This window comes from Ferrovibrio sp. (assembly GCF_036381655.1).
Lineage (GTDB): Bacteria > Pseudomonadota > Alphaproteobacteria > Ferrovibrionales > Ferrovibrionaceae > Ferrovibrio.
This window is the reverse complement of record NZ_DASVCJ010000055.1, coordinates 1-18,124: the sequence shown is the minus strand read 5'-3', so window position 1 is coordinate 18,124 and position 18,124 is coordinate 1. Positions and strand designations below refer to the sequence as shown.

The window sequence follows — 18,124 nt, the reverse complement described above, 5'->3', positions numbered from 1 at the left end:
GTTGCGGTTGGACCGCTAATCCCTATCGGCTAACATCCAATCTGACTTAACGCCCTGGAAACAGGGCGTTTTTCTTTGAGGAGAGCTTATCCGAATCGGCATAACGGTGCTTAGAACAGCATCAACTGGCCTGGATTCTTCCGGCCAAGTTCGCGTTTCCGTCCATCGAAGCAGACGATGTTTTCGTACTGCTTGTCGGTCAGATAGACAATGTGGACCTTCCCGGTTTTCGGCACGCAATGCTCTATCCGTCTGGTCAATGTCTCGGCCTGCTCCTTGCCGGAACAGAACCGCATATAGACGGAAAATTGCGACATTTCGAAGCCTTCGTCGAGTAGATCGTTGCGGAATCTGGTCGCTGCCTTGCGCTCCTTTTTGGTCAGCACCGGCAGATCGAAGAGGACGATCATCCACATCAGACGGAAGCCGCTGAGCGCCACGGCTCAATCCACAGCGTTGTCGTCGTCGGAGCCTCTGGCCGCCAGATCCAGCGGTAGCGGCGCCAGCGGGAGGTCGAGTTTGGCTTCGTTGTTCTCGAAGGCCTGGCCGAGGGAACTGGCTAGGCGTTCGAGGCAGGTGCCCAGCGGCGTCACGCCTTTTGTCGTCTGCATATCGGCGGCGGTCAAACCGGCCAGGGCTTCTTTCGCTTGACGGTCAACCTCTGTTATTCCAGCCTCGAATAGCCGGACGACCTGCAAGTCGACCAGAGGGCGGAATGGTTCCATCAAGTCGTCCACCAGGCACATGTCGTTGGCGCGATGGCGATGATGGATGCCAAGCGACGGATGCAGCCCGGCTGCCACCACGGCCCGAGCAGTGGCCGAGCGCAGGATCGTATAACCGTAGTTGAGCAGGCCATTAAGGCCTGGTTCCCTGCGATCGCGCCGGAAATCGTCGCCGAACAGCAGCGGCCAGTAGCGTCGCGCCGCCTGGGCTTCGAGGTTTTCCGGATCGCCGGAGCCGACCTTGCGCGCCAGCAGGCGGAACCCGTCGCCCGGCCGGCCGAGGGCGCGCAACACGGCGCCCTGCTGCTCGATCTTGGCGCGCACGAGAATTTGCCAGAGACGCTTGCCCATGGGTCTGGTTGCGCCCAGTTGGGACAGCATCCGAGCCGCCTGGGCGTGGTGGCCGACCAGCGGCCATAGCCAGGCCGCCGGCGCATGATTGGGTCCGCACAGCACCATGCCGGTGCCACGCTGGGCCAGTTCGATCATCAGGTTGTTGGAGTAGGTAACGCCATGGGCATTGACGATCACCGAGCCGATATCGTCCAGCGGGACGCGGCCGACCTCCTCCTTGTCGGCGGAAACGACCATGAAGCCGCGTAGCACCGACAGGTGCCGGCCGTCCTGCGTGATCTCGATAATCCGGCCGATCATTTTGGCGGGCCGGGGTCGTGAACCCGGCCGAGGTAATCGACGGTGACTTTGCGGGCCTTACGTCGCTTCAACTGATTGTAACTAATCATCAACCAACGGAAAGAATCATCAGAATCCTTGTGACGTTCATCGAGCTTTCCACCATCCTTATGTGGTGCAAGCTTGAATCGGTTTGCGCTTGCATCAAGACGGTGGACTTGAAAGACGCCGGGGTCCGGGCCATCAAGCTTTAGTAAATCTCCTTTGTGAACAGACATGACATGGTGCGCACCAGCTTCTCGACTACGCCAGTGGGCTTGGTATAGAGGATTGTTGGCGTCAAACACCGTCACGCCTTCGCCGGCCCATCGTCCATCGGGAAGTTGGAATATCTCAACGCGATGGATGTCGCCGGGCGATACGGCTTTATATGGTTTGCCGGAACGATCTTTTAGGCTGACGGTCCCGCTTTCAACTTTTGTCAGCCGAACATGCCGGACACCCGTCTTCTCTGCAAAAGCGGCGAGCGCCTTGGCGAAATCGGTTTTATTCCCGCTCGCGGACGCAACCGCCGCCTTAACCTCGGCGCGAAGCTTCCTATCCCGGATGCGATTGATTTCATTCTCGTTCAATCCCGCAAGGGGTTTTCGGTAGACGAGAGTTGCCCCATCTTCCTTGGCGGGGTCGCGGATCAGTCCATACGCGGTTTCCTCATGCAGCTTGCCGCCAATCCCATGATCAGGCTTGTGCGATACCACAAGCTTGTCGAGTCGCGCCTTTAATTCCTCACGAAAGCCGTCCCATGGATCGGGCATGTCGTCGATGAGCCGGTCCCGGTTCTGATCGGCGGCATCGACGATGCGCTTGAGCATCGAGCGGTCGGTCAAGCCGACGACGAAGGCATCGATGGCATGATGCCGGTGATCGGTGCGGTTTTTCTGGTTGTGATCGGACAAGAGAGAATTGAGCCCCCATTTGCCGCGCAGCAATTGCGTCAGCCGTCCGGTGACGACCCAAACGTTGTAAGGGCCGCTCAGCTTGGTAAGGTATTCGCGCGTCAGGCGTGCGATATACTGGGTGTCGGTGAGTTGCCGGTCGAGAAAATCGCGTTCGCCTTCGAAGCGTTCCATTGCATCGGCGCCGAAGCGCCAGCGTTTATTCTTCGGCAGACTGGAGGCGCGATTCAGAATGCCTTCCCAGTCATAGTTCGGCCGGCTATGGAAGGCCTCGTGTGGCGAGTTATTGCCCTTGTCGCGATTGGCGCGGCGCAGACTGACTGTTTTATTTGCCGGACTGTTATCCAGCGTCCGCTTGAACGGCAGGATATGTTCGATCTCGACCTCCGGGCTGAATAGCCGGTGAATGGATATCTGCTCGCCGGTATAGACACAGCGCCGATCATGCACGGGGCCGAGTTCTTCCCACAGGCGCAGGCGCAGCATGTTCTCGCCATTGTCCGGCAAGCCCAGCTTCGCCAGTTCACCGCGCCGCCGTTCGTTTTCACGCTGGTTTTTCGCCTGTTCCCTGTTTTTCTCCTCTTTCGCTTCTTTGCCGAGCGGCAGATCACGCGCCAGCTCGACGACGATCTCGGCCGGAGGGCCGTATTTCTCATTGATGGCGTTGACGATCTTGCGGATTTCATTCAGCGCGATATGAACGGTTGGGTTGGCTATCTTGCCATGGCGCTTCTCGTCGGGGTCATTCGGCTCATTTGTCCCGAAAGCGACAGCGTGTGGAAGCGCTTCGCCATAATAGGGGAGGGATTCGAAGGAGAGGGATTCGAATACCTCGCCGGGCATGCGTGCATGGTCGTAACCGGCTTCCTTGGCCGCCTCGTGATAGCGCGCCACGCGAGCGGCCATGATGGGGACGATTTTAGCCAAGGCTTTGCACCCCAAGCGGCCATAACCCTCCGGCAGTGACGCATCGGCAACTGCGCGTGCTGCCTCTTCGCTCAATCCCCAATCATCCATGGCTTCACGGATCAGGAGATCTTCGTTCGGTTCGTCCAGCAATCTGGCTACGATTTCGTCATGCCGCTCGCGCAGGCTCCACCAGCGGGGGCCAAAACAATCCTTCTTCGACAGGGTCACGCCCGTCAGATCGCCTTTCAGTCCCCTCCGCTTTTCGTCTTCCAAATTGAATTTGTGGCTGCTGTCGAGGTCGAGCGCGGCACGCATCTTGTCGAACGACAGTTCCGTCCTGCGCTCCAGCATTCCGAGCAACTTGTTGCGCTCTTCCAGGGTCAACGGGCGGTGAGATTGATCGGCGGCTACAATCTCCAGATTGTTCAATTCACTCAGCATGCGGAAGCGCTGCACGAGCGGCAGCGCCAGCGGGGCGCGCTGATCCGTCGGGTCCAGAGCGCATTTGCCCGGATCAACCGGCTTCAGCGGGCGCTGGTAGAAAATGATGTCGCGGATTTCGACGCGCGCGGCATCCGGCAGATTGGCGCCGAGTTCGGTTTGCCGTTGCCATAGGCGGTCGAATTCGGCCTCGTACATGGCACGGTCGGCATAGAGGTCGTATTCGTTCTTACCTTTCACCACATGCGGCCGGGCCCGGACGGTGGCATGGGGCTTGACGGTACCGTCGCGGCTGCCGCGCACAGTCCGTCCTTGACGGAACTCCTCGTAGAGATACTGCCCGAGGGTGCGCTCTCCCATTGCCTCGCGCAATTTGGAGATGCCGCCCTTCATTCCCTTCAGGTCGGCGTCTTTTTGCTTCTTGTCAGTCTTGCGGTTGCTCTTGAATCCGCGCCGCTGGTTAAGGTGAAAGATCGCGCGGCCGAGATGATAGGGCGGCAACCGTTCCGATATCCCTTTGGCTCGCAACTCATAAGGATCGAGGGTTTCCAGTATTTTCCGTTCGGCAACGTCGGTCGGCATGAGGCCGTGTCGGACGAGGGCCTTCATCAGATCGGTCCGGCGACTGACAAAGCGGTCCCGGCGCTTGCGTGCGCCGCGCGCCATGCGGCGGTCCACGGCCAAGGATGTGCCGCTTTGCGGGTCGCGGCCATTGCTGAATATCCGCACACCGATCCTGCGGATCGACTTTGGCTTGCCGTTACGATCTAGGTCGAAGACACACCAGCCGAGCGAATTGGTGCCGATATCTATCCCGAGGCGGTATGGAACGGGCATTTACTTCCTCCCCCCTTGACAATCACGGGCTATTCTGCGCAAAAATACACGCGAGGGAAGCACCTTCTTAGCCGATAGGGATTAGCGGTCCCTCCGTTAACAAGCTTTGGTTCTACGGAACCAAGGGCACAAAATGCGGGGCAGGCTACGGCCTGCCCCTTTCTTTTGACTTTTATCCTTAGAGCCGTGCATATGTTCATGTCTGGGCTGTTGGACAACGTGAAGATGTATAGGAAGCGGCCGAGCGGCCGGCGCGAATGGGATCGAATTGGCGTCCAATGGGACGCAATTGGCATACAGTTGGTCTGAATTCGGCATCGAATCGGTCGCCAATGGGCCGGGAATGGGCGCGACTTGGCGCCGCCAAGGCCTGGACCAGCCTGGCTAAGCTGCTGATAAAGCTAAATCAATGGCGCGGATCGCGGCTCAGGCCGCGGGCTTCGAGGCGCTTGAGGTAATCGGCCCACAACTCCTGCTGGTCGTGGCCGCGGTCGTAGAACCATTCCCAGCTATAAAGGCCGGTATCGTGCAGATCGTCGAATTTCAGCCGCACGGCATAGGTGCCGACCGGCTCGATGCCGATGATGCCGACATGGCGGCGGCCCGGCACCAGGGTCTTCTGCCCGGGGCCGTGGCCCTGCACTTCCGCCGAAGGGCTTTCGACGCGCAAAAATTCCGCCGTGAAGCTGAAGCTCTTGCCGTCGGCGAAGGCGACTTCGAGCCGCTTCTCGGCCGAGACATAGCGCAGCTCGGTGCAGGCCGGGCGGCCGGCCTGCTGATAGGGCGAAGGCGGATAGGACGAGTGCGACGACACGGCGACGGCCTTGAGGAGAATGGCGGGTTTCAGGCGTTCAGGGCTTGACGCGGTCAGGGTTTGGCATGCTCCGGCCGGTCGTCGATCTCGCGCGCCTCGTCGACCAGCATGATCGGAATGCCGTCGCGGATCGGAAAGGCGAGGCCGGCCTTCTCGCTGACCAGCTCGTTCTTCTCGCGGTCGTAAACGAGCGGCCCTTTGGTCACCGGGCAAACCAGCAGTTCGAGCAGCTTGGGATCGACCGGCGCCGGCGCGTTGGGATGGGGAGCTGCGTCGCTCATCATGGACTCCTCGATTCAATGCATCTTCGGCGGGCGGCGCAGGCCGGCGCGGCCGCGGCCGCTGGGCTCCAGCAGCGCCATTTCCAGCAAGGTGGTCAGCATCGCGGCGCGCTCGGCGAAATCCGGCGCCTCCAGCAAAGCCTGCTTCTCGCCGGCGGTGAAGGGGCAGAGCATGGCCAGGGAATGCACCAGCAGGTCGTCGGGCGCCGATTCGATCGATTCCCAGTCGACCGGCAGGTTGTAGCGGTCGCAATAGCCGCCCAGGGCGGTCAGCAGGCGGTGGCGGTCGGCCAGCCCTTCGCCGGGCGGCTGCAGATCCTCGGCGAAGGCGTCGTAATCGGCCTCGACCTGGCGGTAGAGCGTATCCACCGGCAGTTCGCGGCAGACCTGGAAGCGGCACAGGCCGCGCAGGGCGAGCAGGATGCGGCCATCCTCCGTCTCGGCGGCATCGGCGATCGCGCCCAGGCAGCCGACGCGGTAAAGGTCCGGGCGCGGATTGCGCCGTTCGGACTCGGTCGGCTGGATCATGCCGATCAGCTTCGGCCCCTCCAGGGCGTCGCGCGTCATCGCCAGATAGCGCGGCTCGAAGATGTTGAGCGGCAGGACGCTGCGCGGCAGCAGCAGCGCGCCGCTCAGGGGGAAAACCGGGATGGTACGGCTGAGCGCGCGGATGTCGTTCGGGGCTTGGGCGCCGCGCGTCATGCGAACAGGATCGACGACAGCCGGCGGCGCGCATCCACGGTCAGCGGATCCATCGGGCCGAGCGCCTCGAAGATCTTGACCAGTTGCTTGCGGGCGGCTTCGTCATTCCATTTGCGGTCGCGCCTGACGATATCCAGCAGATGGTCGATCGCCTCCTGCTGGCGGTTCGCGCCCATCAGGGCGACGGCGTAATCGTAGCGCGCCTGGTGATCGTTCGGGTTGGCGGCGACCGCCGCTTCCAGCGGCTTGAGCTGATGCGCCGCATGGGCGCCTTCCTCGAGAAGCTGCAGCGCCGAGCGGGCAGCCTGCACGTCGGCATGCTCGTGCTGGGCCTCGGGCACCTGCTTTAGCGCTTCCTTGGCTTCCTCGATCTCGCCCATGCCGATTAGCGCCCGGGCCAGGCCGCCGAGGGCGGCGGGATTCTCCGGCTCCTCGCCGAGCACGCCCGAGAAGGCCTGCGCCGCGCCGGTCCAGTCCTGCGCCGCCAGGGCGGCCTTGCCCTCGTCGAGCAGCCGCGCGGCGGTGTCGCCTTCCAGCGCGCCGCCGGCCAGGGTCTCGACGAATTTCTTCAACTGGCTTTCCGGCAGCGCGCCGACGAAGCCATCGACCGGCTGGCCCTGCGAGAAGGCATAGACCGCCGGGATCGACTGGATGCGAAGCTGCTGCGCCAGCGGCTGGTTCTGCGGCTCGTCGATATTGACCTTGACCAGCCTGACCTTGCCGTTGGCGGCCTTGACGACTTTTTCCAGCGCCGGGCCGAGCTGCTTGCAGGGACCGCACCAGGGCGCCCAGAAATCGACCAGCACCGGCACCTGCATCGAGGCCTGGACCACGTCCTGCATGAAGGTGGTGATGTCGGCATCCTTCACCAGGTCGCCGGCATTCTGGCCAGGCGCCATCGTCGCGGCGGAAGAGGCGGTTTTTGCTCCAAGATCCATGACGTGGAATTTCTTTCTGGCTGATCTCGGGCGATGGCCCGAAGCGTGACACCTAGGGTGAGAGATAATGGCCAAGCCGCCAAAAGCCAACACCTTGATGCCATGATTCGCAAGATGGGCGGTGGCTTTTCGGCGGATTCCGGGGCTGCCGCCGGCGGCTGGACGGCCCAGGGAACCATCCAGGGAACCATCCGGGGAACCATCCGGGGAACCATCCGGGGAACCGATCCGCGGGCCGCCGTGTAGCAGCTCCGTCAGATGGAGGATGCCATGCCCCTGGGCCAGGAAATCTATCTCGGCGGCCTGCTGATCGCCTTTCTGCTCTTCTCGGCGACACTGAGCTTCGGGATGCTCACCTCGTCGAACCCCGACCTGCCGCTGAAGCGTCCCCCGCATTAAGGAACGCCGCAAACGGCTCGCGATGCCCCTTACAGCCGCGCCCCTTGCAGCCGCGCTCCTTATTACAGCCGCACCACGATCTTGCCGAAGGCCGCGCCCTTGCCCATGCGCTCGTAGGCGGCGCGCACGCCCGCTTCGGTGAAGTCGAAGGAGCTGTCGATCACCGGGCGCAGCTCCGTCTGCGCCATCGCGCGCAGCATGGTCTCCAGCCCTTCCTTGCTGCCCACCGTGACGCCCTGCAGCCGCACCTGCTGCATCACCACCAGCGGGATATGCAACTCGTTCCTGGCGCCCGACAGCACGCCGATCATGCTGATCGTGCCGCCGGGCCGGATCGCGCGGATCGACTGGTTCAGCGTCTCGCCGCCGCCCAGTTCGACGATGTGATCCAGGCCGCCGCCGCTGAGCGCGCGGGCGGCGCGGCCCCATTCGGGATTGCTGCGGTAATTGATGCCGTGATCGGCGCCGAGCTGCCTGGCCCGCGCCAGCTTCTCGTCGCTGGATGACGTGACGATCACCTCCGCGCCGCAGAGCTTGGCGAATTGCAGCGCGAACAGCGCGACGCCGCCGGTGCCCTGCACCAGCACGCGTTCGCCCGGCTGCACGCGGCCAAGGGTGACGATCGCGCTCCAGGCGGTCAGCGCCGCGCAGGGCAGGGCGGCGGCTTCCTCGAAGGACAGATGCGCGGGGATGCGGGCCAGGGCATCGGCCGGGAAGCAGCGGTATTCGCACAGCCAGCCATCGTTCGGGCTGCCGATGCCGGACGAGAATTTCTCCACGCTCGGCTCGCCGGCCAGCCAGGTCGGCATGAAATGGCCGAGCACGCGCTCGCCGATTTTCAGCCCCCGCACGCCGTCGCCCACGGCGACGACCTCGCCGGCGGCATCCGAAAGCGGGACGATCGGGAAGGCCTGCTTCGGATTGTAGCTGCCCTGCACCAGCAGCCAGTCGCGGAAATTGAGCGAGCAGGCCTTCACGCGCACCAGCGCCTCGCCATGCGCCGGTTTCGGCTGCGGCCGCTCGGCCATCTTCAACTGATCCAGCGCAAATCCGTGCAATTCGATGGCCCGCATCGCCATGACCTCCTCCTGGTCTTTCCGGACGCGATTGTGGGGCAGGGGGATTTCCGCGTCCAGTCGTGCTAGACTGGCATCCGGTCGGAACGGAGGGCGCGGCGATGCAGCGGCTCAGCATCAATGACGAGAGCGTCGAGCTGGATGTTGAGGACGACATGCCGCTGCTCTGGGCGTTGCGCGATGCGCTGAATCTGACCGGCACCAAATATGGCTGCGGCATCGGCGCCTGCGGCGCCTGCACCGTGCTGATCGACGGCCAGCCGGTCCGTTCCTGCTCCTATCCGGTCGGCGCCGTCGGCGAGGGCAAGATCGTCACCATCGAGGGCCTGTCGCTCGACGCCAGCCATCCGGTGCAGCGGGCCTGGCTCGAACACGACGTGCCGCAATGCGGCTATTGCCAGTCGGGCCAGATCCTCGCCGCCGTCGCCCTGCTGCAGGAAAGCCCGCAGCCGAGCGACGCCGAGATCGACGCGGCGATGACCAATATCTGCCGCTGCGGCACCTATCAGCGCATCCGCGCCGCGATCCATCGCGCGGCCGAATTGATGGCGAAATGATCGCGAGGAGCGGCATGGCCGGGCTGGTTTGCGGCCATGGCCGGTTTTACCGGCGTTTTTACCGGGCGAATCCCACCGTGCATTTTCCCAGGCCTTCGGCCGCCACCTCGACCTGATCGCCCGGCGCCGCGGGCAGCATGGCGAAGAAGGTTCCGGTCATCACCACATCGCCGGCTTTCAGCGGCAGGTCGTCGGCGACGAGTTTCGCGGCCAGCCAGGCCAGCGCGTTCAGCGGCGAGCCGGCGACATTGACGCCGCTGCCGCTCGCCACCTGCTCGCCGTTCTTCGTCATGCTCATGTTCATGCGGCGCAGATCGATGCCGTCGAGCCTGCGCGCCACCGAACCCAGCACGAAGGCGCCGCCGCCGGCATTGTCGGCGATCAGGTCGACCGCCTTGGTATCCAGCTTGGCAATGCGGCAGCCGACCACCTCGATCGCCGGCACGACGAAAGCCACGGCCCGCATGGCATCGACCAGGGTCGGCTTTTCCATGGTCAGGTCGCGCTCCAGCACGATGGCGATCTCGCCCTCCAGGCGCGGCTGCGGCACGCGGCCCGGCGCCACTTCGTCGCCGTCGCCCAGCAGCATGTCGTGATAGAGCATGCCATAGGCCGGCTCCTTGATGCCCATCGCCTGCTGCGCGCCCCTGGCGCTCAGCGCCACCTTGTAGCCGATATGGCGCCGTCCGGCATGGATCCAGTGTTCGTGGTTGCGCGCCTGCACGGCATAGGCCGCGGCGAGGTCGCCCTCGGGCAACAGATCGCGCACCGGCGCGCAGAGCTGGCCGCTTTCCGTCGCTTCGCGCAGGCGCTTGGCGGCCTCTTCGATATTCGCTTTCATCATCTCTTCCTTGCGTTTCAAGCCAGGCCGGCGGCGGCATTGGTCTGGTTCGCGCCGACGCCGACCGACTTGCCGGCTTCGACGATCTCGCCCCAGGTGGTCGCATCGACCGGAATGCCCTCGGCGAGGCGCCTGGCCCTGCTGCGGCGTTCCGGCTCGCCGGCGACCAGCACGCCGCCCCATTTCTCCGTGTTCTCGCCCGGCGCGGCGGGCGAGGCCTTCACCCATTTGACGAAATCGGCCAGTTCCGCGCGCCAGGTATCGGCGCCGCCGAGCCTGGCCGGATCGACGATCACCGAGAACATGTTGTTGGTGATGGTGTTGCGCTGCCAGTTGCCGTCATGCAGCGTGCCGCCGCCGGTCAGCGCGCCGGCCAGCAATTCGACGATCACGGCCAGCCCGGAGCCCTTATGGCCGCCGAAGGCCAGGATCGCGCCGAGCGGGCCTTTGTTGCCGAACATGATGCGCGGATCGTCGGTCGGATGGCCGTGCGAGTCGATCAGCGTCTCCGGCGCGACCTTCTCGCCCTTGTTCATGGCGACCCGCACCTTGCCCATGGCGATCTTCGAGGTCGCCATGTCGAGTACGATCGGCTCGCCGCCGTCTTCGACGGCCGGCAGGGCGCAGCAGTAAGGATTGGTGGCGAAGCGCGCATCCGAGCCGCCGAACGGCGCCACCAGCGGCGGCCGGCCGACGACATTGACATAATGCGTCGCCACCATGCCGGCGGCGGCGCATTGTTCGCCCCAATGGCCGATGCGGCCGATATGATGGCTGTTGCGCAGGCTGACGATGCAGACGCCATGCTCGCGGGCGCGGCGGATGCCCATCTCCATGGCGTCGTGGCCGATCACCTGGCCATAGCCCATATTGCCGTCGAGATTGAGGATGGCGCCGTGATCGCCCACGACGCTGGGCGCCGCATTCACCTTCAGCCGCTTCTCGACCACGGCGAGGATGTATTGCGGCAGCATGCCGACGCCGTGGCTGTCATGGCCCATCAGATTGGCCAGCACGAGATTTTCGGCCACCAGGGCGGCTTCGCGCTCGTTGCTGCCGCCGGCCAGCACGATATGGCGCACGGCGGCGGTGAGGTTTTCGGCCTTGATCGAGACGGTTCCGCCCATGTCCGGTTTCCTTTCTTGCTTGGCTTTGGTGTATCGGAAAGCGGGGAGGACGACAACGGGGCGGGAGAACGGCAGAAGCGGGCGGCGCAGGGCGGGCGGGATTTGACCGCCGCGGCGGCTTCCGGCAGACTTGCGCGATGACGTTCAAATCCTGGCTCGCCTTTCTGCCGCTGGCGCTTGCTCTCGCCGCCTGCGCCTCGGGGCTGGAACGCAGCGCCGAGAAGGCGCAGACCGCGATGATCGGCATGAGCGAGGGACGGTTGCAGGCCTGCGCCGGACAGCCGACGGCGATCCATCGCGACAACGGCATCGAGATCTGGAACTATTTCCGCGAAACTCATCGCTCGGCGACGGCGCAATCCGATATCGGCTATACGCCGACCGGTCGCGGCGAGACCTCGTACGACTATTTCCGTTATTGCGACGCCACCTTCTATCTGCGCGGCGGCCGCGTGCAGGCGCTGGAATTCAAGGGCCGCACCTCGGCGGGCCGCGCCACGCTGGAGCCCTGCGGCGCCATCGTGCAGCGCTGCGTTCAGCGGTGAAGTCCGGTGCCGTGGCGAAACCGCGGCATGACGGCTCCATTGCCGATTTTTGCCGTCAGTGCGCCGCGTCCCAGTTCGGGCCCGAGCCGGCTTCCACCGTCAGCGGCACGTCGAGGCTCGCCGCATTCTGCATGATGCGCTTGGCCACGGCGATGGTGGCCTCCACTTCGGCATCCTTCGCCTCGAAGACCAGCTCGTCATGCACCTGCAGCAGCATGCGCGCGCTCAGGCCCTCGGCTTTCAGCGCCTGCGGCAGCCTGGTCATGGCATGCTTGATGATGTCGGCCGCGCTGCCCTGGATCGGCGCATTGATCGCGGCGCGCTCCAAAAACGCGCGCTCGGCCGGATTCTTGGTGTTGATGTTGGGGAAATGCACCCGCCGGCCGAACAGGGTTGCGACATAGCCCTGTTCCTTCACCTGCTTCTTGGTGCGTTCCATATAATCCTTGATGCCGGGATAGCGCTTGAAATAGGCGTCGATATAGGCGCGCGCCTCTGCTTGCGGAATGCCGAGCTGCGCCGCCAGGCCGAAGGCGCTCATGCCGTAGATGATGCCGAAATTGATCGCCTTCGCCGCGCGCCGCACGCTCGGGTCCATGCCCTCGACCGGCGTGTTGAACACCTGGCTGGCGGTCAGCGCATGGATGTCGACGCCGTCGCGGAAGGCCTGCTTCAGCGCGGCGATGTCGGCGATATGGGCCAGGATGCGCAGTTCGATCTGCGAATAGTCGGCGGAGATCAGCTTGTGGCCGGCTTCGGCGACGAAGGCGCGGCGGATCTTGCGGCCTTCCTCGGTGCGGATCGGAATATTCTGCAGGTTGGGGTCGTTCGAGGCGAAGCGCCCGGTATTGGTCGAGGAGATCGAATAGGAGGTATGGACGCGGCCGGTCTTGGGGTTGATCTGCGCCAGCAGCGCGTCGGTATAGGTCGATTTCAGCTTCTGCAACTGGCGCCAGTCGAGCACCACGCGCGGCAGTTCATGGCCGAGCGCCGCCAGTTCCTCCAGCACCTCGGCGCCGGTGGCATAGGCGCCGGTCTTGCCCTTCTTGCCGCCGGGCAGGCTCATCTTGTCGAACAGGATTTCGCCGAGCTGCTTGGGCGAGCCGATATTGAACGGCTCGCCGGCAAGTTCGTGCGCCTTCTTTTCGAATTCGGCCATGCGGGCGGCGAAATCGGCCGACAGGCGGTTGAGCTCGGCCGGATCGACCTTGATGCCGGCGCATTCCATTTCGGCGACGATCTTCGGCAGCGGCCGTTCGATCGTCTCGTAAAGCGCGACCTGCTTCTCGGCCAGCAGCCGCGGTTTCAGCACGCGGTGCAGCCGCAAGGTGACATCGGCATCCTCGGCGGCATAGAGCAGGGCCTTGTCGAGCGGCACTTCGGCGAAGGAGATGCGGTTTTTCCCGGTGCCGGTGACGGAATCGTAGCTCACCGGCGTATGGCCGATATGGATCTGCGACAGCTCGTCCATGCCATGGCCGTGCTTGCCGGCATCCAGCACGTAGGAGATCAGCATCGTATCGTCGTAGGCCGCGATCTCGACGCCGTATTTGGCCAGCACCGCCATGTCGTATTTGATGTTCTGGCCGATCTTCAGCACGCCCGGATCGGCCAGCAGCGGCTTCAGCACGGCAAGCGCGTCCGGCAAGGGAATCTGCTTCAGATTGTCGCCGCTGCCGGCCAGGTCGAGGCCGCCGTTTTTGAGGCTGCCCGGCTTCACATGGCCGACCGGCACATAGCAGGCCTCGTTCGGCGTCACCGCGAGGCAGATGCCGACCAGGTCCGCCCGCGTGGGCGAAAGGTCGGTCGTCTCGGTGTCGATGGCGACGATGCCTTCGGCATAGGCGCGGGCGATGCAGGCCTTCAGGTCGTCGATGTCCTGGATCAGCCGGTAGCTTTCCGGCTTGGGCAGTTCGGGCGGCGTCTCCGGTCCGCCTTCGCCTTCATAGGCGACCGGCTTGGCCTGCATGGGCTGCGCCGCGATCGTATCGGTCGAGACCGAGCCGTTGCCGCGCAGCTTCAGCCGGTTCTCGATGCGCGTCTTCAGGCTGCGGAATTCCATCTCGTCGAGGAACTTGGCCAGCTTCGGCCATTCCACCGGGCCCAGCGTGAGCCGGTCCAGCGCCAGATCGACCGGCACGTCGTCCCTCAGCCGCACCAGTTCGCGCGAGATGCGCGCCTTGTCGGCATTCTCGAGCAGGGTCTGGCGCCGTTTCGGCTGCTTGATCTCGGCGGCGCGGGCCAGCAGCGTATCGAGATCGCCATAGGTGTTGATCAGCTCCGCCGCGGTCTTGATGCCGATGCCCGGCACGCCGGGAACGTTATCCGTGCTGTCGCCGGCCAGGGCCTGCACATCGACCACCTTCTCGGGCGGCACGCCGAATTTCTCGATCACCTCCGCGCTGCCCAGCAGGCGGTCCTTGATCGGATCGAGCATCCCGACGCCATCGCGGACGAGCTGCATCAGGTCCTTGTCGGAGGAGACGATGCAAACCTCCATGCCGGCCTCGCGCGCCAGCCTGGCATAGGTGGCGATCAGATCGTCGGCCTCGAAGCCGTCCTTCTCGATGGCGGCGAGGCCGAAGGCGGCGGTCGCCTCGCGGATCGGCTTGAACTGGGGAATGAGGTCTTCCGGCGTCTCGGCGCGGTTGGCCTTGTATTCGGGATAGATGTCGTTGCGGAAATTGGCGCGCGCCGCATCGAAGATCACCGCCATATGGCTGACGGCCTCGTCATGCTCGGCCTTGTCGCGCAGCGAATGCAGCATGTTGCAAAAGCCCGAGACGGCGCCGACCGGCATGCCGTCGGATTTGCGCGTCAGGGGCGGCAGCGCGTGATAGGCGCGGAAGATGTAGCCGGAGCCGTCGACGAGATAGAGGTGATGCCTGGATTTGGCGGCCATCGCAAATCAGCGCCGGCCGTCAGTGGCCGTGGCCATGGGCGTTGCCGCTCAGCACGTAATGGCGGCCGCAATAGGGGCAGTCGATCTCGTGCTTGTCGCCCATGTTCAGATAGACGCGCGGATGGCCCAGGGCGCCGCCGCCGCCGTCGCAGGCCACGACGGGCCGTTCGACAGGGATGGTTTCGACGGGCATCGCACGCGGGGTGGATGTCGGGGCCTGCAAGCTCATCTGGGTCTCCGCGAGAAGATCGGTTCAGAGATGGTCAATTCGGTGATGGCGGTCAACCAGCCATGGCCGGGGCGGGTTTGACCCCCCGACCATGAGGTGATACCTACCGCAGCCATGTCCGCTTCGCCAGTGTTTCAGTCGTCTCCGGAGACGCCGGAAAAGCCCGGTTTTGCGCCCCCGGAGCCCATGAATGCGGTCGCATCCGGCCCAGCGCGGCACGATGCCGCCCTGGCGGTGCGCGACCTGGTCAAGGTCTATGGCAGCGGCGAAACGGCGAAAAAGGCGCTGAAAGGCATCAGCCTGGAGGTGCCGCGCGGCAGCTTCTTCGGTCTGCTCGGCCCCAATGGCGCGGGCAAGTCGACGCTGATCAACATCCTGGCCGGCCTGGCGCGCAAGACGTCGGGCCAGGCCGCGATCTGGGGCTACGACATCGACAGCGATACGCGGCTGGCGCGCGCCGCCATCGGCGTGGTGCCGCAGGAACTCAACCTCGATCCCTTCTTCACGCCGCGCGAGGCGCTGGAATTCCAGGCCGGGCTGTACGGGGTGCCCAGGCGCGAGCGCCGCACGGAAGAGATCCTCGCCGCCGTCGGCCTGTTGGACAAAGCCGATGCCTATGCCCGCACGCTCTCGGGCGGCATGCGGCGCCGGCTGCTGGTGGCCAAGGCCCTGGTGCATGCGCCGCCGGTGCTGGTGCTGGACGAGCCGACCGCCGGCGTCGATATCGAGCTGCGCCAGCAGCTCTGGTCCTATGTGCGCCAGCTCAACGAGGCCGGCACCACGGTGGTGCTGACCACGCATTACCTGGAAGAGGCGGAAGCCCTGTGCGACCGCATCGCCATCATCAACCATGGCGAGGTGGTGGCGGCGGACACCACGCCGGTGCTGCTCAAACGGCTCGACCGCAAGGATGTGATCCTCACCTTGGGCGCCGATCTTGCCGCCGTGCCGGCGGCCTTCGCGGCGCTGCAGGCGGAACTGCTCGGTCCGCGGCAATTGAAGCTGCAATACCGCCCGAGCCGGACGCCCTTTGCCGATGTGCTGAACTGCATCCAGGGCGCGGGGCTGGAAATCCTCGACCTCTCGACCCAGGAAGCCGACCTCGAGGATCTGTTCCTCGAACTGACCCGGAAGCGGACGTAACGGCGCCGACGCGCCGTCATGCCCAAACGCGGGAAGGATTTCCGGCCGGGCATTTTTCGTGACGTTTCTTTATTCGTCATGGCCGGGCTTGTCCCGGCCATCCACGTCTTTGCGTCCAAAGGAGTAATTCACCGACCCTCGGGACAGGCCCGAGGGTGACGGTCTTTGTGCATGCGCATCAAGTCCGCAGATTGTCACGCCCGCTTCAGCGACTCGCCGAGCTTGTCCAGCAGCCAGTTGGTGCCGCGCTCGCGGCTGCCGGCATCGTCGTAGCCATCCAGGAACGCCGCCTGCTCGGTGAAGACCATTTCGGTGCCGCTCCCCGCCGGCTTGAACTCGACGGTGGCGAGCGACACGGAAATGCGGCACTTGCCGATAAAGCCGCGGCGGTCACCAGCGGTCCGAACCGGGCTCCAGCGGGTCCAAGCGGTCGAAAACAGTCCCGCGCGGTCGCCGGCGGCTTCGGGCGGCGCGCAGCCGTTCCCGGCGGGCTTCAACGAAATGGCTGGCTGCAACGGCCTGGCGGCCTTCGGAAGTCTGCCGCCGGGCGCGTGCTTCCCGCCTTGCCGCTCCCTCCCACCTTGCTTCGGTGGGACGGCTCGGTTAAGGTCCGCCCCGTTCGCCCGGGCGCTTCGTCCCGGGGTCGGCGTCCGGCCTGCGCACCCGTAGCTCAGCTGGATAGAGCGCTGCCCTCCGAAGGCAGAGGTCACAAGTTCGAATCTTGTCGGGTGCGCCATTTCAGAACAGAACTCTGAACGCCGAACGTCGCCGATTTTCCGCTTGAAGCGGCGACGAGCGTTCGCAGCAATTCCGACTTCGATCCCATGATACGGACTTCATTGTCAGCGACCTCGACACGCTGAGCCAGCGCGCGCAGGTGGTCGCGTCGGTAGCCGCCGCCTTCTAGCCGCATGCGCTGGCGAGCTGTGCGTGCGAAGATTTCGACCATATCGGGGCTGATCGCCTGGCTGCCGGCATGGTCGAGCGCGGCCTGCACGCGTTCGGCGTCCGCCTTCGCCTGATCGCGGATAGCCTTGAGGCCAGCGATTCGCTCTTTCAGGGAACCGTCGCTCAGATCGGCAATGCCGGACTCGATGGCCTCATAGAGCCGGTTGAGCCGTTGGTCGGTTTCGGTGATCCGCTTGTTGAGTTCGGCAAGATGCTCGCGGCGACGCTCGGCGCGCTCCTGGCGGCGATCGAGGACGCTGGCGAGGACGGTTTCCAATCGCTCGGGCTGAAGCAGGCGCGTTTCCAGATGGCTCGCGACCAGTTGGTCGAGCCGATCCATCGGGATCGAGCGGCCCTCGCAACCCGTCCTGCCCTGCCGGGCCTTCGTCGAGCAGGTATAGTAGCGATATATGCCGCCCGCGCTGCCCTTGCCGGTCCTGAGCGTCATCGCGCCTCCGCATTTGGCGCAGAAGCAGATGCCGGTAAGGAGGGTGGGGCCACTGGAGATACGCGCCGGCGTTATCCTGGGATCGCGGGCCTTGAGGCGGGCCTGCACCGCTTCAAAGGTCTTACGGTCGATGAGCGGCGGACAGGCCATGATCGCCACCTCACTCTCGGGCTTCTTCTCCCGGTCCTTGTGCGAGCGCGTGTTGAACCTGTGCTCGCCGATATAGGTCGTGCGGGTCAGGATGGTGTGGATCTGTGCGAGCCCCCATCGGCCACCGTCGCGGGTGAAGATACGGCGTTCGTTGAGGTGGCAGGTGATGGCCTTGACGCCCATCGGGCCGGTGGTGCCATCGCCCTCGAGGAATAGCCGGTAGATCAGCCGCACGGTGTCAGCGTGCAGTGGGTCGATTTCCAGCTTCTTCTTGGTCTTCGCTCCCCGCTGCTCGGCGGCGACGATCCGATAGCCGATCGGCGGCCGTGCGCCGTTCCAGAAGCCTTGCCGGGCGTTCTCGTTCATCGCGCGCAGGACGTGCTTGGCGTTCTCCTTGGACTGGTACTCGTCGAATAGCGCCATGATTTGGCGCATCATGACATGCATAGGATCGTCACCCATCTCCTGGGTGATGGAAACAAGCTTCACGCCGTTTTTGGCCAGCTTCCTGACATAGAACTCC

The 18,124-nt window shown here is 64.5% G+C and carries 18 protein-coding genes and 1 tRNA gene; 5 read left to right on the top strand and 14 right to left on the bottom strand.

Annotated elements, in window-relative coordinates; genetic code table 11:
• Window positions 1–110 precede the first annotated feature (110 nt).
• The 7 genes from cas2 to VF194_RS11045 all read right to left on the bottom strand — a co-directional run bounded on the left by cas2 (window position 111) and on the right by VF194_RS11045 (window position 7,236).
• A complete protein-coding gene (gene cas2 / locus VF194_RS11075; protein WP_330890949.1) occupies window positions 111–440 on the bottom strand; it encodes a CRISPR-associated endonuclease Cas2 in 330 nt (109 codons plus the stop codon).
• Window positions 441–443: 3 nt separating this feature from the next.
• Window positions 444–1,379 (bottom strand): type II CRISPR-associated endonuclease Cas1, encoded by a 936-nt coding sequence (cas1, locus tag VF194_RS11070; RefSeq protein ID WP_330890947.1) that lies wholly within the window; start codon window positions 1,377–1,379, stop codon window positions 444–446.
• On the bottom strand, window positions 1,376–4,501 hold the full coding sequence (cas9, locus tag VF194_RS11065; protein WP_330890945.1) for a type II CRISPR RNA-guided endonuclease Cas9: 3,126 nt from the start codon (window positions 4,499–4,501) through the stop codon (window positions 1,376–1,378). Before cas9 ends, cas1 begins: the two co-directional genes overlap by 4 nt.
• A gap of 406 nt (window positions 4,502–4,907) precedes the next feature.
• Window positions 4,908–5,315 (bottom strand): DUF971 domain-containing protein, encoded by a 408-nt coding sequence (locus VF194_RS11060; RefSeq protein WP_330890942.1) that lies wholly within the window; start codon window positions 5,313–5,315, stop codon window positions 4,908–4,910.
• 53 nt (window positions 5,316–5,368) lie between these two features.
• Window positions 5,369–5,596, bottom strand: a complete 228-nt coding sequence (locus VF194_RS11055) for a Trm112 family protein (protein WP_330890941.1) — start codon at window positions 5,594–5,596, stop codon at window positions 5,369–5,371.
• A gap of 15 nt (window positions 5,597–5,611) precedes the next feature.
• Complete coding sequence (locus VF194_RS11050; protein WP_330890939.1) at window positions 5,612–6,298, bottom strand: LON peptidase substrate-binding domain-containing protein; 687 nt, start codon at window positions 6,296–6,298, stop codon at window positions 5,612–5,614.
• Entirely contained in the window at window positions 6,295–7,236 is a 942-nt protein-coding gene (locus tag VF194_RS11045) for a co-chaperone YbbN (RefSeq protein ID WP_330890937.1), read from the bottom strand. Before VF194_RS11045 ends, VF194_RS11050 begins: the two co-directional genes overlap by 4 nt.
• A gap of 270 nt (window positions 7,237–7,506) precedes the next feature.
• Between VF194_RS11045 and VF194_RS11040 the strand changes: the two genes are divergently transcribed.
• The gene (locus VF194_RS11040) at window positions 7,507–7,635 is read left to right on the top strand and encodes a hypothetical protein (RefSeq protein ID WP_330890936.1); all 129 of its coding nucleotides are present in this window, start codon (window positions 7,507–7,509) and stop codon (window positions 7,633–7,635) included.
• A gap of 62 nt (window positions 7,636–7,697) precedes the next feature.
• Here the strand turns inward: VF194_RS11040 and VF194_RS11035 are convergent, their stop codons facing one another.
• Complete coding sequence (locus VF194_RS11035; protein WP_330890934.1) at window positions 7,698–8,714, bottom strand: NAD(P)-dependent alcohol dehydrogenase; 1,017 nt, start codon at window positions 8,712–8,714, stop codon at window positions 7,698–7,700.
• Window positions 8,715–8,812: 98 nt separating this feature from the next.
• On the opposite strand from VF194_RS11035, the gene VF194_RS11030 reads away from it, so the two are divergent.
• Window positions 8,813–9,268 carry a (2Fe-2S)-binding protein gene (locus VF194_RS11030; protein ID WP_330890932.1) on the top strand — a complete coding sequence of 152 codons (456 nt, stop codon included), beginning with the start codon at window positions 8,813–8,815 and terminating at the stop codon, window positions 9,266–9,268.
• Between the two features lie 58 nt (window positions 9,269–9,326).
• Here VF194_RS11030 and VF194_RS11025 read toward each other — a convergent pair whose 3' ends face one another.
• Window positions 9,327–10,109 carry a 2-keto-4-pentenoate hydratase gene (locus tag VF194_RS11025; protein WP_330890930.1) on the bottom strand — a complete coding sequence of 261 codons (783 nt, stop codon included), beginning with the start codon at window positions 10,107–10,109 and terminating at the stop codon, window positions 9,327–9,329.
• Between the two features lie 17 nt (window positions 10,110–10,126).
• Complete coding sequence (locus VF194_RS11020) at window positions 10,127–11,236, bottom strand: malate/lactate/ureidoglycolate dehydrogenase (RefSeq protein ID WP_330890928.1); 1,110 nt, start codon at window positions 11,234–11,236, stop codon at window positions 10,127–10,129.
• 137 nt (window positions 11,237–11,373) lie between these two features.
• Between VF194_RS11020 and VF194_RS11015 the strand changes: the two genes are divergently transcribed.
• A complete protein-coding gene (locus VF194_RS11015; protein WP_330890926.1) occupies window positions 11,374–11,781 on the top strand; it encodes a hypothetical protein in 408 nt (135 codons plus the stop codon).
• A 55-nt stretch (window positions 11,782–11,836) separates the two neighbouring features.
• On the opposite strand, the gene polA is transcribed toward VF194_RS11015, so the two are convergent.
• Together polA and VF194_RS11005 are read right to left on the bottom strand one after the other, a co-directional pair.
• Complete coding sequence (gene polA / locus VF194_RS11010; RefSeq protein WP_330890924.1) at window positions 11,837–14,683, bottom strand: DNA polymerase I; 2,847 nt, start codon at window positions 14,681–14,683, stop codon at window positions 11,837–11,839.
• 19 nt (window positions 14,684–14,702) lie between these two features.
• Window positions 14,703–14,912: a zinc-finger domain-containing protein gene (locus VF194_RS11005; protein WP_414656095.1), complete on the bottom strand. Its 210-nt coding sequence runs from the start codon at window positions 14,910–14,912 to the stop codon at window positions 14,703–14,705.
• Window positions 14,913–15,098: 186 nt separating this feature from the next.
• On the opposite strand from VF194_RS11005, the gene VF194_RS11000 reads away from it, so the two are divergent.
• Window positions 15,099–16,055, top strand: coding sequence for an ABC transporter ATP-binding protein (locus tag VF194_RS11000; protein WP_330890921.1), 957 nt, complete (start codon window positions 15,099–15,101; stop codon window positions 16,053–16,055).
• Window positions 16,056–16,249: 194 nt separating this feature from the next.
• On the opposite strand, the gene VF194_RS10995 is transcribed toward VF194_RS11000, so the two are convergent.
• Window positions 16,250–16,570, bottom strand: a complete 321-nt coding sequence (locus tag VF194_RS10995; RefSeq protein ID WP_330890919.1) for a hypothetical protein — start codon at window positions 16,568–16,570, stop codon at window positions 16,250–16,252.
• A gap of 144 nt (window positions 16,571–16,714) precedes the next feature.
• Here VF194_RS10995 and VF194_RS10990 point away from each other — a divergent pair.
• Window positions 16,715–16,791, top strand: a tRNA-Arg gene (locus VF194_RS10990).
• Here VF194_RS10990 and VF194_RS10985 read toward each other — a convergent pair.
• Window positions 16,762–18,124 (bottom strand): recombinase family protein (locus tag VF194_RS10985; RefSeq protein ID WP_330890917.1); only part of this gene is annotated, 1,363 nt, incomplete at its 5' end. The two genes, VF194_RS10990 and VF194_RS10985, sit on opposite strands and share 30 nt — an antisense overlap.